The 14,332-nt window shown below is 38.1% G+C and carries 11 protein-coding genes, 1 tRNA gene and 3 rRNA genes; 1 reads left to right on the forward strand and 14 read right to left on the reverse strand.

Features of this window, described 5'->3' with window-relative positions:
• Positions 1-167: 167 nt before the first annotated feature.
• Positions 168-419 carry a helix-turn-helix domain-containing protein gene (locus PF027_RS07175; protein ID WP_270872744.1) on the forward strand — a complete coding sequence of 84 codons (252 nt, stop codon included), beginning with the start codon at positions 168-170 and terminating at the stop codon, positions 417-419.
• Between the two features lie 263 nt (positions 420-682).
• Here PF027_RS07175 and rrf read toward each other — a convergent pair.
• The 14 genes from rrf to PF027_RS07245 all read right to left on the reverse strand — a co-directional run bounded on the left by rrf (position 683) and on the right by PF027_RS07245 (position 14,332).
• A 5S ribosomal RNA gene (gene rrf, locus PF027_RS07180) occupies positions 683-801 on the reverse strand.
• A 125-nt stretch (positions 802-926) separates the two neighbouring features.
• Positions 927-3,831 (reverse strand): 23S ribosomal RNA (locus tag PF027_RS07185).
• A 452-nt stretch (positions 3,832-4,283) separates the two neighbouring features.
• Positions 4,284-4,360 (reverse strand) — tRNA-Ile (locus PF027_RS07190).
• A 103-nt stretch (positions 4,361-4,463) separates the two neighbouring features.
• Positions 4,464-5,974: ribosomal RNA gene (locus PF027_RS07195) — 16S ribosomal RNA — on the reverse strand.
• Together the 16S, 23S and 5S rRNA genes with 1 tRNA gene alongside form the textbook arrangement of a ribosomal RNA operon.
• A gap of 285 nt (positions 5,975-6,259) precedes the next feature.
• Positions 6,260-8,428 carry a hypothetical protein gene (locus PF027_RS07200; RefSeq protein ID WP_270872509.1) on the reverse strand — a complete coding sequence of 723 codons (2,169 nt, stop codon included), beginning with the start codon at positions 8,426-8,428 and terminating at the stop codon, positions 6,260-6,262.
• Entirely contained in the window at positions 8,394-8,912 is a 519-nt protein-coding gene (locus PF027_RS07205; RefSeq protein ID WP_270872510.1) for a LolA family protein, read from the reverse strand. Before PF027_RS07205 ends, PF027_RS07200 begins: the two co-directional genes overlap by 35 nt.
• Before the next feature lie 293 nt (positions 8,913-9,205).
• On the reverse strand, positions 9,206-9,490 hold the full coding sequence (locus PF027_RS07210; RefSeq protein ID WP_270868282.1) for an Imm53 family immunity protein: 285 nt from the start codon (positions 9,488-9,490) through the stop codon (positions 9,206-9,208).
• Positions 9,491-9,628: 138 nt separating this feature from the next.
• Positions 9,629-9,925 carry a hypothetical protein gene (locus PF027_RS07215; RefSeq protein WP_270872511.1) on the reverse strand — a complete coding sequence of 99 codons (297 nt, stop codon included), beginning with the start codon at positions 9,923-9,925 and terminating at the stop codon, positions 9,629-9,631.
• An 84-nt stretch (positions 9,926-10,009) separates the two neighbouring features.
• The gene (locus tag PF027_RS07220) at positions 10,010-10,414 is read right to left on the reverse strand and encodes an acyl-CoA thioesterase (protein ID WP_270872512.1); all 405 of its coding nucleotides are present in this window, start codon (positions 10,412-10,414) and stop codon (positions 10,010-10,012) included.
• The gene (locus tag PF027_RS07225; protein ID WP_270872513.1) at positions 10,398-11,303 is read right to left on the reverse strand and encodes a hypothetical protein; all 906 of its coding nucleotides are present in this window, start codon (positions 11,301-11,303) and stop codon (positions 10,398-10,400) included. The genes PF027_RS07220 and PF027_RS07225 overlap by 17 nt, the downstream gene beginning before the upstream one ends.
• A complete protein-coding gene (locus tag PF027_RS07230) occupies positions 11,296-12,015 on the reverse strand; it encodes a glycosyltransferase family 2 protein (RefSeq protein WP_270868547.1) in 720 nt (239 codons plus the stop codon). Before PF027_RS07230 ends, PF027_RS07225 begins: the two co-directional genes overlap by 8 nt.
• Positions 11,996-13,522, reverse strand: a complete 1,527-nt coding sequence (locus tag PF027_RS07235) for an AMP-binding protein (RefSeq protein WP_270868548.1) — start codon at positions 13,520-13,522, stop codon at positions 11,996-11,998. Before PF027_RS07235 ends, PF027_RS07230 begins: the two co-directional genes overlap by 20 nt.
• Positions 13,515-14,078 carry a DNA gyrase subunit B gene (locus tag PF027_RS07240; protein ID WP_270868549.1) on the reverse strand — a complete coding sequence of 188 codons (564 nt, stop codon included), beginning with the start codon at positions 14,076-14,078 and terminating at the stop codon, positions 13,515-13,517. The genes PF027_RS07235 and PF027_RS07240 overlap by 8 nt, the downstream gene beginning before the upstream one ends.
• A 2-nt stretch (positions 14,079-14,080) precedes the next feature.
• Positions 14,081-14,332 (reverse strand): acyl carrier protein, encoded by a 252-nt coding sequence (locus PF027_RS07245; RefSeq protein ID WP_270861439.1) that lies wholly within the window; start codon positions 14,330-14,332, stop codon positions 14,081-14,083.

Raw genomic sequence — 14,332 nt, forward strand, 5'->3', positions numbered from 1 at the left:
TATCTTTATTTTCTATTTTTCTTATAAAAACAGGTAATTGTGAATTTTGCATAACCCATTTTACTCCAAAGCAAACAGCTCTACAAAAATAAAACTCTATTATTATAGATTGATACGAAATTATAATCAAGCTAAACTTAAAAATCTATTATAGTAGAGTTTTAAGTATGGAAAATGAAGTAGAAATTCAAAAAGCAGAAATAAACGAATTTTATAAACTAATCGGAAAAAATGTAGCGAAAATTCGCAGAAACAAAAACATCTCGCAACTCGAATTAAGTCTAAAACTTGGCTACAAATCAGTTTCTTTGGTATCAGGTGCTGAAATTTGCTACAACGGCGTTCATTTTAATCTCGAACATCTTTATAAAATCTCAAAAATCCTAAACACAAATATAAATGAATTTTTCATAGAATAAATTTAGCCCACAAATTTATATTGCAAAAACGCAAATCAAATTTAATCCATAAATTTAAAGATAATTTATAAAATAAAAAAATCTTAATGTCAGCCTAGAAACTTGACAACAAGCACCAAAAAACTCGAAGCAATCCAGCAAAATTTCAAGCAAAATTCCGCTTAAATTTTAAAATTCTGCAAAATACTGACCCTGTAATTGATTTAAAATTTGATTGACATAAAAATTTAATTGATTTAAAAAAGCATAAAGAATAAAAACAAAGTCCGCAACGACCTACTTTCCCGACATCCGAGTAACGGAGAGTATCATCAGCCATGATGAGCTTAGCTTCTTGGTTCGGTATGGAGCAAGGCGTTTCCTCATCTGTATAGTCACGGACAGTGTTAAAAAAGGAAACTTTGTAAGTTTGCTTTTTTAACACTGTAAAAGTCATCAAGCTTAATAAAATCTTTTACCATATTGTTAAAGGATTTCTAATACCTTTAACAAGGAAGTAATGCTTAAAAAGATAAGCAAACGAGCTATTAGTACCGGTCAGCTAAATGACTTTCATCACTTACACATCCGGCCTATCAAACAGATAGTCTTTCTGAGCTCTTAAAAGAAGATTCATCTTGGAGTTGGCTTCGAGCTTAGATGCTTTCAGCTCTTATCACATCCCGGCTTAGCTACTGGGCGATGCTCTTGGCAGAACAACCCATACACCAGTGGCCAGTTCGACTCGGTCCTCTCGTACTAGAGTCAACTCTCCTCAATCTTCTTACGCCCACGGCAGATAGGGACCGAACTGTCTCACGACGTTCTGAACCCAGCTCGCGTACCGCTTTAAATGGCGAACAGCCATACCCTTGGGACCTGCTCCAGCCCCAGGATGCGATGAGCCGACATCGAGGTGCCAAACCTCCCCGTCGATGTGAGCTCTTGGGGGAGATCAGCCTGTTATCCCCGGGGTACCTTTTATCCTTTGAGCGATGGCCCTTCCACACAGAACCACCGGATCACTAAGACCGACTTTCGTCTCTGCTTGACTTGTGTGTCTCGCAGTTAAGCTGGCTTATGCCTTTATACTCTACAAGCGATTTCCAACCGCTTTGAGCCAACCTTTGTAAGCCTCCGTTACATTTTGGGAGGCGACCGCCCCAGTCAAACTACCCACCAGACATTGTCCTACCTAAGGATAACTTAGGCTAGTTAGCTACCCAAATAAAGAAGAGTGGTATCTCAACAATGGCTCACCATACACCGGAGTATATGGATCAAAGCCTCCCACCTATCCTGCGCATCTTTATCCAAGCAGCAGTGTCAAGCTATAGTAAAGGTCCACGGGGTCTTTCCGTCTTGCCGCGGGTAGGAGGAATTTTCACCTCCACTACAATTTCACTGGATCCCTCTTTGAGACAGCTCCCATCTCGTTACGCCATTCATGCAGGTCGGTATTTAACCGACAAGGAATTTCGCTACCTTAGGACCGTTATAGTTACGGCCGCCGTTTACTCGGGCTTCGATCAGATGCTTCGCAAAAGCTGACATCATCAATTAACCTTCGAGCACCGGGCAGGCGTCACACCCTATACATCCTCTTACGAGTTAGCAGAGTGCTGTGTTTATGGTAAACAGTCGGGAGGGACTCTTTGTTGTAACCTTCTTTGCTTACAGAGTAAATCCTTAACAAAGTTAGGCACACCTTATACCGAAGATACGGTGCTATTTTGCAGAGTTCCTTAAAGAGAGTTCTTCCACGCGCCTTAGAATACTCATCCCACCCACCTGTGTCGGTTTACGGTACGGGCAATATTAGCTAAACTTAGAAACTTTTCTTGGCTCGATAGTATCAAGGATTCTCAATCTACTCCGAAGAGCGTCAAGAGCCTTTAATGTCTCGGATAAAGAGTTACGGATTTGCCTATAACTCAACCTACACACTTAGACCAGCACTTCCATCAGCTGGCTCCCCTAACTTTAAGCGTCCTTCCATCGCACACTAATATTGGTATCGGAATATTAACCGATTTTCCATCGCATACCCCTTTCGGACTTTGCTTAGGACCCGACTAACCCTACGATGACGAGCATCGCGTAGGAAACCTTGGGTTTACGGCGAATATGATTCTCACATATTTTATCGCTACTCATGCCTGCATGCTCACTTCTATCCGCTCCACCACTCCTTGCCGGTATGGCTTCGACGCTGAATAGAACGCTCTCCTACCACTTGCACTAGGTGCAAATCTACGACTTCGGTACTTATTTTAGCCCCGTTATATTTTCCGCGCAGAATCACTAGACCAGTGAGCTATTACGCTATCTTTAAAGGATGGCTGCTTCTAAGCCAACCTCCTGGTTGTTTCAGTAACTCCACATCGTTTTCCACTTAAATAAGATTTAGGGACCTTAGTCGGTAGTCTGGGTTGTTCCCCTCTCGACGACGGATTTTATCACTCGCCGCCTGACTGCTGTGATTACATTATAAGTATTCGGAGTTTGATAGGGTTTGGTACATTGGTGTATGCCCTAGCCCATTCAGTGCTCTACCCCTTATAATTACGACACAACGCTATACCTCAATATATTTCGGAGAGAACCAGCTATCACGATGTTTGATTGGCCTTTCACCCCTATCCACAGGTCATCCGGAGCTTTTTCAACAGCCGTCGGTTGGGTCCTCCACCGGTTCTTACACCGGCTTCAACCTGCCCATGGATAGATCACATCGTTTCGGGTCTGCAGCATCTGACTAATCGCCCTATTAAGACTCGCTTTCGCTACGGCTCCGGGTTTCCTTAACCTCGCCAGATACCACAACTCGCAGGCTCATTATGCAAAAGGCAGTCCATCACCCTGATAAATCATAGGGCTCTGAATGATTGTAAGCAAACGGTTTCAGGTTCTATTTCACTCTGATCACCTCAGTTCTTTTCACCTTTCCCTCACGGTACTTGTGCACTATCGGTCTAGTAGTAGTATTTAGGGTTGGATAGTGGTCTACCCAGCTTCAGACAGGATTTCACGTGTCCCGCCCTACTCAGGATACTGCTAAGTAAAAAGGAGATTTCGCATACGGGATTATCACCCTCTATGATTAAACTTTCCAGTTTATTCTGCTATCTGCTTTTAGTCTTTATTGCAGTCCTACAACCCCACTAGCAAGCTAGTGGTTTGCCCTCTTACGCGTTCGCTCGCCGCTACTAGCGTAATCTCTTTTGATTTCTTTTCCTGAAGGTACTTAGATGTTTCAGTTCCCTTCGTTCGCCCCCGTAGGTAGTTAATATTACTATTAACTGGGTTGCCCCATTCGGAAATTCCCGGATCAAAGCCCCTTGACGGCTCCCCGAGACTTATCGCAGCCTGGCACGTCCTTCATCGCCTCTACTAGCCAAGGCATCCACCGTTTGCTCTTAGTAGCTTACCTTTTATTTTACTTCATAATAAAATGAAGTATTAGACTATGTTAATATTCTAATTTGCATTACTTCCTTGTTAAAGATAAAAGATTTAATTTATAAATTTTAAATTTGATAAATTGCTTTTACAATATTTAAATTTAAAACACCCAAGACGGAAAGCATTAACAACAACTAGATAAGTTTTAACTCTAATTGTTTGTGCCGTTAAACTTGATTTAGTAAATGTAAAACTTAAACTTTATGATTTAAATCTGAAAATTTAAATCTCAATCATTTAAATTTGGGATAACAAATTTACTAAATTTGCATTAGTGTCTAAATTTAAAGCTTTAACAAGATCCTGTAAAATCGTTTTTATTAAAACTTGATTGTGACTTTTAACAATGGTAAATTAAAGAACATAGATTTTGTTAAATCTAAATAGAAAGCTAAATTTAACTCTCTATTTAAATTTAAATGGTGGGCCTAACAAGACTTGAACTTGTGACCTCACCCTTATCAGGGGTGCACTCTAACCAGCTGAGCTATAGGCCCATTTAAAATCTCAACTAACTTCTAAATCAATCCCTCAAACCTAAACAAGGATGATTGAGTTTATGATGAATATCTTGTGAGAGAATATTCATTTGTACTCTAGAAAGGAGGTGATCCAACCGCAGGTTCTCCTACGGTTACCTTGTTACGACTTCACCCCAGTCGCTGATTCCACTGTGGACGGTAGCTAGTTTAGCATTCCGGCTTCGAGTGAAATCAACTCCCATGGTGTGACGGGCGGTGAGTACAAGACCCGGGAACGTATTCACCGTAGCATGGCTGATCTACGATTACTAGCGATTCCGGCTTCATGCTCTCGAGTTGCAGAGAACAATCCGAACTGGGACATATTTTATAGATTTGCTCCATCTCGCGATATTGCGTCTCATTGTATATGCCATTGTAGCACGTGTGTCGCCCTAGGCATAAGGGCCATGATGACTTGACGTCGTCCACACCTTCCTCCTCCTTACGAAGGCAGTCTATTTAGAGTGCTCGGCCGAACCGTTAGCAACTAAATACGTGGGTTGCGCTCGTTGCGGGACTTAACCCAACATCTCACGACACGAGCTGACGACAGCCGTGCAGCACCTGTCTCAACATTCTAGCAAGCTAGCACTCTCTTATCTCTAAGAGATTTGTTGGATATCAAGCCTAGGTAAGGTTCTTCGCGTATCTTCGAATTAAACCACATGCTCCACCGCTTGTGCGGGTCCCCGTCTATTCCTTTGAGTTTTAATCTTGCGACCGTACTCCCCAGGCGGTATACTTAATCCGTTAGGTGGATTACTGCCATGACTAGCATAGCAACAACCAGTATACATCGTTTAGGGCGTGGACTACCAGGGTATCTAATCCTGTTTGCTCCCCACGCTTTCACGCATTAGCGTCAGTTAAGTTCCAGTAGATCGCCTTCGCAATGGGTATTCTTCTTGATCTCTACGGATTTTACCCCTACACCAAGAATTCCATCTACCTCTCCCTTACTCTAGATTACCAGTTTCCCAAGCAGTTTAACGGTTAAGCCGTTAGATTTCACAAGAGACTTGATAATCCGCCTACGCGTCCTTTACGCCCAGTGATTCCGAGTAACGCTTGCACCCTCCGTATTACCGCGGCTGCTGGCACGGAGTTAGCCGGTGCTTATTCGTTAGGTACCGTCAGTGTTCTTCCCTAACAAAAGGAGTTTACGCTCCGAAAAGTGTCATCCTCCACGCGGCGTTGCTGCTTCAGGGTTTCCCCCATTGAGCAATATTCCCTACTGCTGCCTCCCGTAGGAGTCTGGACCGTGTCTCAGTTCCAGTGTGACTGATCATCCTCTCAGACCAGTTATGCGTCATAGCCTTGGTAAGCCATTACCTTACCAACTAGCTGATACAATATAGTCTCATCCTACACCGAAAAACTTTCCCGACTTAACTTGTGTTAAGAAGGAGTATGGAGTATTAGCAGTCATTTCTAACTGTTGTCCTCCAGTGTAGGGCAGATTAACTATACATTACTCACCCGTGCGCCACTAACTCATAAGAGCAAGCTCTTACTTGTCCGTTCGACTTGCATGTATTAGGCACGCCGCCAGCGTTCACTCTGAGCCAGGATCAAACTCTCCATAAAAAATGTATCAAAGATAAAAAGAAACTTTTTATCTTTTAAATTCAATTTATGAAGTTTTTAATCTAAAAACTTAATTGTTTGTAACTTTTAAATTTGACAATTATAAAAATTGTCTTTGGCTCAATCGATCACTTGTTTAGATTTCAAAGATTGACTAAAAGATAGTTTTTGACAATAATAAATAAAATAACACGCATTGGAAAATAACAGAAGTTAGATTTCAAAAACGGAAAGTGGATTATATTCAAGGGTTGCTTAAAAATAGATTAAAGGTTAGGGGAAATTTTAAAATTTTGCAAATTCTGTTTCTGTCGCGTAGATTGTGGCTAAAAACGCACAAGTCGCGATGTTTATCGCCACACTTAGCCCAAAAACTGCTACCGCCGAAGTCCCGCTAAAACTAAGAGCAAAAAATGAAACCATGCTAGTAAGAGCCGCAACGCTTATGCCAAAGGTTTTTTTGGCTGTTTGAAGGTGTGAATTTAGCGCAAAAATCATATAATCAACCCCAACAGCCCCCGCTAAAATCAGCCCAAAAATCACAAAAATATTGATAGAAAAACCAAAAATACTAAGGATAAAAAGGGTGATTAAATTTGATAAAAATACCGTCGTGACGATATTTGCACTGATTTTTAATCCGAAAAAATAACACAAAAGCGCAAAGGCTAAGGCGTAAGCGATGATTTTAAGGTAGATTGCATTTATTTTAATGTTTAAAAATGCCGAATTTGCGCTATCTTTGAAGCTTAAATACGCTCCGCCACCTGCTAAAATGGCATTTTTTAACGCGACTTTATCTTTTATATCGTATAAAAAAACGATATTTTTATCATCTATTTGCAAATTTTTTAAATTTAAAAAAAGTGATGAATTTAAAACTTCATTTTGCGTGAAGACCCGCGAATTTGCGAGTTTGTCAAGCTCTTTTTGAACCAAATTTGGATTTATGCCTTTCATCAAATCCGCGTTGGAATTTGCAAAAATTTCGATTATTTTTTCTTGCGTTTTTGGACTTTGGATAAATTTTTCCGCACTCAAATACGAGCCGATAACTCCGCTAGAAACGAGTGTATTTGGCACATTTGAGCCACTATCTAAAACCGCCAAATCATAACTTTGAGAACTTAGCGTGGATAGTTTAGCACTCATTTGCAAAAGCGTTTTATCCATACTAGAATACTCGCTAATGTCGTCTTTAAAAACGGCAAAATTATACAAAAATAGCGTTAAAATCGCTATGCAAACGAGATTAAATTTCAAATTTACAAATTTAAATTTAGCACTAAATTTAATCAAAATTTGCAAAAATTTATCCCAAATTTTAGAGCTTTTAAATTCGCAATTATCAAAAATTTCAGGCAATATAAAATAAGAAAATAAAAACGCTCCCAAAAGCGCAAATATCGCAAATACAGCGATTTGCAAAAGCAAATCAAACGACGAAAACAAAAATACAGCATATCCCCCGGCGGTAATAAAAAAGCCTAATAAAAATATTTTTTTCATATCTTTTATGCTCTGTTTTTTTACCAGCGAATTTGCATTTGAGCCAAGCCAATGTGCGCTAAAATCGAGCATTAGTCCGATTAAGCTAGTCGAAATCACCACGCTTATGCTATGAACGCTCTCAAAAAACAAAAATAACGCAAACACCCCGCTAACTAGCCCAAAAACCACTACGCCGACAACGGCAAAAATTCTAGCGTTTTTAAAAGCCAAAAATAGCAAAATAGCGCAGATTATCAGCGAAAAACTTCCCATAAACGCACTTTCAAATTTAGCCGAATTTTTCCCAAGCGCCGAGTAAATCGCACCGCCGCTTATAAGAATTTCGCTATTTTTTGCGATTTTGGTTAAATTTAAAAGCGCATTTTCATCATAAATTTGCTCTAATTTTGCTTTGGCAAAATAATATTTTTGGCTTTCGATCTCGCCGTAAAAGCGATTTTCACTCATATCAAATTTAATCCCGCCGCCACCCTTTAAAATCTCTGAGTGAAGAGTCAATGAAAAAAAATCCTGCGAAGCACTTAACGGCTTAAATTTGTTAAAAAAATCCGCCTGACTTCGCGCAAAAAAGGCAGTGGCGTTGTTTTCGAGCAAATTTACGCTCTCATCGTCCAAAAGTGCGATTTTGTAAATTTCAAGCTCTTTTTGATAATTTTTTATCGAATTTATTTTATATAAAATCTCGCTAAAAATCCCGCTATTTTCGCACTCTACGATAAAATTTTCAAATTTCATTTTATCATTTGAAGCAAAAATTATCTCATCTCTTAAACTCTCGTTTAGGTTGGTAAAAATTTCCTTGCTTTCTTTATCAAATCCAATTAAGCCGTAAATATCGGAATTTATTTTGCCTAAATTCAAAGCGATAAAAACGCTCATTATGGCGAAAGTTACGGCAAAAACGGCTTTATTTAACATCGCTAAACAAAGTCCTTGTTTCATCGCCCTGCGCGTTAGTAATGGCGATTTCTCGCACCATTTCGCCACCTTTTATGATAATGTTTTTAAAAATTTCTTTAAAAATCGCCCCTTTTGGGCTTAAATTTAGCTCCCACGCGCCACTTTCGCCACTTAGCGAAATGTCAAAATCTTTTTGCAAAACGCCAAAATCCAAAGAAAAAATCGCCAAAAAAAGCTCTTTATCCATGAGTGAGTTTTTTTGCAGTTCCCATTTACCATTTTCTAGGCTAAAAATGCCATTTTGTGCGATTTTAACGCTACTTTCGAGCGGTTCTTTTATATGCCAAATAAGCTCTTTGTTTTTTATTTCAAATTCGCCACTACTTTTAATCGGCTCGTCAAATCCACCCAAAATCATCTCTTCGTTAAATTTACCGCTTATGTTGTCGGTTTTGAGATTTAACTCGCCCACTTCCAAGCCAAAAACCAAACCACAAAATGCCAAAAACGAAAGCAAAATTCTCATTTTATTCCTTGATAATCAAAAAAATTTATTAATTTTACTATAACTCATAAAATAAATATTGCTAAATTTTGTAAAAGTGCCATTTTGGGTCAAATTTCTTTTAAAATTTAAAATTTCCAGCTAACGCAATCTTAGATACTGCGCCGAAATTTTAGTTGTAGTGTGGCAAGTTGCCTAGCGAAAATTTTGGTAACATTATGGTGGGCAAGGATGCCCACCCTACGGTGCTGTAAATTATTTCGCCATTTTTGTATATTATTTTTCCTGAACCCAATTTTAAATATGGTGCTATTTTAGTTTTTATTATCCAACCAAGCTATTGCCATTTTTAATAATTTTTCCAAATTATTTGAACTAGAAGCACCATCAAAACTATTTTCGGTTGCATTGATTACAAGCCAATCATTATCCGATATATCTAAATTTTTACTTATTCTTTGTTTGTCTTCTTCGCCGCTTATATTTATATGCCAACCTGGATTGTCTAAATTTTCTATGACAATTCCATTATTATGTTCCCATTCTCCATTACATTTTGAAATATACCAATTTTGTAAATATAGGATTTCTTTACTCATTATTACTCTTTTCTAAAAGTTTTTTAGAACCGTAGGGTGGGCATCCTTGCCCACCAATTTTTTATATTTATCAAATTTTGTCATTTTTAATCCTTTAATTAACCATTGTGGTGGGTAAGAGCGCTTGCCATACGAAACTCACAAAAATTCCTTTGGAATTTGTTTTAATTGTTTTTCTAGCGACCAATTATCAGGCTTAATACTAGAACGAAACCAATTATTAAAATATGATACATTATTTTGCCATTTCAATTTACCACTCAGCCATTGTTTTCTATATTCTCTAATAATATCTATATTGTAATCATCGCAACCAAATTCGCAACCACAACAGCCACAAATTTCAAAATTAGCAGTTTCGCCATCATCGCCCCAAGGTGCCTCTAACTGCTCTAATCCACAAATTCTACAATAAAATTTATTTTTGTCTATCAAAATAAGCCTTTCCTTCTTTTGGCTTAAACATAGCACCGCAGGGTGGGTATCCTTGCCCACCGAATTTTATATGTTTATCAAATTTTATTTTATCCCCTTTAATTTTTCTTTTAAAATCTCAGGTAGGTAAAAGCAGGTTTCCATATTTTTTAAATTTACTGCTGCTTGGGCGGTTGTGGCTTTGCATAAAATTTCGCCCGTATCAGCGTTTTTTATGGTGTATTTAAATTTAAGTAAGCTTTCAAATTCGCTCAATTCTACTTCTACGCAAATTTCATCATCAAACATCGCAGGACGCACAAATTTAAAATCCATTTTCACAATCGGATAAGCGTATCCGTCATTTTTCATATCGATATAAGTGTAGCCGATTTTTCGCAAAAACTCGCACCTAGCCATTTCGCAGTATTTGACATAGTTTCCGTGCCACACCACGCCCATGCTGTCGGTATCGTAAAACTCAACTCTAAATTTATAGCTCTTTTTCACCTTGCCCCCAAAAATCAAAAAAATTATACCATTGCGCGGGATCGCTTACGCATTTGCTCTCTAAATCCGCCACATACGCTCTCAAAGTAGGCATTACAGAAGCGATTTTATCGCTTTTTAGCTCCACGCTTGGCAGTTTTTTCGTTTCAAAAGTATATTTTTTGCCTACTTTGTAACACCAAAATGAGTAAATTTCAGCCTTTAAAATCCCTGCTATGAGATACGCCCCAATGCTAAAATTCGCCGTTTTTCCTAAAAATTCGGCACTTGCGACCTTTTCGCTTTTTATCGGCACACGATCTGCCATTATGGCGATATGTTCGCCGTTATCTAGCAAATTTCCCAAATTTAGCATAGTTTCAATATTTAGCTCATCGACCCAAAAGACATTGATTTTCCCGCCACTGACTTTATCCATAAATTCGTTAAATTTGGCGTTGTTTGCACGATACATAAAGATATTTATTTTCGTGCGACCAAGTTCGCTCACAAGGGCTTTTGCCACTTCGATATTGCCGTAATGGCTAGTTAGCAAAATTTTGCCCCGTTTTACGCCGTCTAGTTGTGAGCGAATTTTTTCTAAATTTGTTCGGTCGATTTCTATGCCATTTTTATTTGTCCAAATGGCGACTTTATCGCAGATTGCAACGCCAAAATTATAAAAATTCGCATACGCGTTGCCGCTTATTTTCCCGCCACTTTGTGCGACATTTTTTCTAAAATTTATTATATTTTCTCTTTGGTTTTTTAAAAACAAAAAATAGACGCTAACCACGATAAATACGATATACTTAACGATAAAACTAGGCAGTTTTGTAACCAAAAAAAATGTCGCTTTTAAAAATAAACTTGGTGCGACTTCGTTTTGCTCTGCCCAGTGCTTAGCCATGAAATGCCCTTTTTGCCAACCACGGCAGAAGCGTGAAAAACAGCCTTGCGTGAGTTAGAGAGATTAAAGCATTGTCCCTAAACATGCGAAAGTGGCTAACTCCGCCTTTCTCGTAGCAAACTTTTAGCTCAATCCATTTTAGGTTTATTTTCGCTCTGTAAGCTTGAACCAAAATTTCTATATCAAAGCCCATGCGATCATTTTTTACGCTTGGTAAAATTTCGCAAATCTCTTTTAAGGGATAAATTCTAAACCCGCACATGCCGTCTTTTATGTCGTTTGAAAGAGAATTTATAGCGCACCAAAAATTTGTTATTTTTCGTCCGTAAAAACGGCTTTTTGGCGCATTTTCATCATAAATCGGATTTGCACAAATTAGGCTTTGCGGAAATTCCTGCGCCGTTTTTAAAAATTCGTCGCATTTTGAAATATCATGCTGAAAATCGGCATCAATCTGAAATGCGTGAGTGTAGCCTTTTTGCAAAGCGATTTTAAGCCCGTCTTTGAGCGCAGCGCCCTTACCGCCGTTGTTTTCACGAGTAAAAATTTCAGCTTTTAAACCGATTAGCGCATTTTTGCTAACTTCATCGCTACCGTCATCGATGATTAAAATCTCGCCCATTTTTGATAAATTTTCTACTAAAACGGCGATTTTAGCAGGGTGGTTGTAGTAAGGCACCAAAAAAACAGGCTTAAAGGCTGATTTTTCCATTGCAACACTCTTTTTGACTTTTGATTTTAAAACTTAGCGTTTTTTCTTTTTTCTCAAAAGTTATGGTTATTTCGTCATTTGGGCGGATAAAGTGCATAAATTTTATGCTTGGAATATGGCTTAAATTTTGCAAATCATATCCTAATTTTTCGGCGCAAATCCTAGCAAATTTAAACTGCATAAAGCCCGGCACCACAGGAAAACTCGCAAAATGTCCGTCAAAATAAAAATCACTTGGCTTAATTTTTGCTCTAAATTCATTTTGCGAAATTTGCGTAAATTCAGGCATTTCGTAGCTTTCATAAGCTTTTAAAAAATCATCTTTTTTTACCTTGCTTTGCGCAGAATACGGGACTTTGCTGACTATTTTAAAATACCTTACAACCGAGCCAAAATCATATTTTAGATATTTTTTTAAGTTTTCTACGACACCTTTTTTGCCGTTTTTTCTAAACTCTTCTTCGCCAAATTCACTCAAAACTATCAAAGCCAAAATTCGCTCAAATTTTGGGTGAAGCCCTAGTTTGCAATCTTTTATAAGTTCATTTTGATTTAATTTTTCTTCTATGGCGTCCAAATTTACGCGGTTTTCGCTAAATTTGACAATCCTATCAAGGCGTCCGTGCAAAATAATATCATCGCCTCTAATCTCGCCACTATCGCTACTTTCAAACCTTTTGCACCAAGGCGAAGTTATGATGAGTTCGCCTTTACTGCCCACTTCTAAATTTACAGGCTCAAATTTTTTAAGCCCCACTCCTAAATTTGCCCCAACAACGCCCGTTTCGCTAGATCCATAAATATCGACGATTTTGGCTTTTGTGATTTTATTTAGCTCACTACGCAAATTTTGCGGAAGCCTAGCACCTGCTGAGATTATCATCTTTAAATTTTCTATTTTTTTGGCGTTTTTGTGCTGGTAAAGTGCGTTTAAAATCGTAGGCGATGAGATCAAAATAGAGCCATTTAGGCTTTGATCAAAAATAATTTCAGGGTAGTTATACTCGCCTCCATCGGACTTCGCACCCAAAACTAACGGCAAAAAAAACTTAAATGTCAGCCCAAACATATTTTGGTGAGTTACGCTGGCTAAAAACTGCTCTTGGGAGCTTAAATTTAGAGCTTTTGCTAAATGTTTTGCTTCTAAGACCATATCCAAAAGCGACTTTTGAATATTTTTTGGTTTGCCTGTGCTTCCGGAGGTTTTTAGATAAAAAATCTCGCTTCCGTTTAAATTTAACTCGCCAAATTCGCTCAAATTTTCAAACCCAGCACAAATCTCGGCAAATTTTTCATCATCAATGCCAAAAAAACCGTCTTCAAAATGATTATCTCTTAAAAGCTCAGGCTTTGTCCCTGCTAACATCGCCCCAAAAAAGGCGATTTTAAACTCTTCCATATCGCTTAGAAAAATTTGAGTTCGCTTTATGTTTTTATTTTTTAAAACAGCTGCAAATTTGCAAATTTGCTCCGAAATTTCACTTAAATTTTGTATAAATTCACGCATTTTTTATATAAAACTTCCTAAAAATAATCTCGCCAAAAAGCAACGCTCCTACCAAAACATAAGAAATCGCCCCACAATAAACGCCCCAATAAACTTTGTTTTCGCACAATGCCAAAAGTCCGCTCACGCCACCATTTATCGCAAAAAATCCTATCCAAATTTTGGTTAAATTTCTTGTATAAATCAAAGCTTTTGGCTCTAAATTTTTTTCTTTTAACATAGCAAATTTAGTTATCATCGGCGTGCTAGCTAAGCTAAAATAAAAAACTGCCCCCAAAAAGGCATTTATTAGCACAGGATAAAGATATTTTATCCCATAAGCACTAAAAACCGCACAAAGTGCGAAAAACCCGCACAAAACAAAGCTAAATTTACCAAATTCGCTTAAATTTTTGCTTTCATTTTCGCTCTCAAAGCCAAATTCCAAAATCCCGCGCAGTCCCCATAAAATCGCCATTATAATCAATAAATAAAAACTAAACTCTCTAAAAAAGACAATTCCAAAAGGATAAATCACGCTAAAAAGCGTAATTATCGCCTTTAAAATAGTTTTCAAATTTACTCGCCGATTTGGTATTTTTTCGCCACGACCTCAACGATATCGCCAAGCGTTTTTATAGCTTTGAAGTCTTCTGGCATTAGTTTATGACCTGTTTGTTTTTTGACAAAATCAACCAAATCAATCGCATCAATGCTATCAATGTCTAAGTCTTCATAAATCTTAGCATCAAGCGAAATTTTGCTTTCATCGATTTCGAAAAGCTCAACCAGAGCCTGTTTTAGAATTTCAAAAATCTGATTTTTATCCAT

It is taken from the genome of Campylobacter sp. VBCF_01 NA2 (assembly GCF_027797205.1).
Lineage (GTDB): Bacteria > Campylobacterota > Campylobacteria > Campylobacterales > Campylobacteraceae > Campylobacter_B.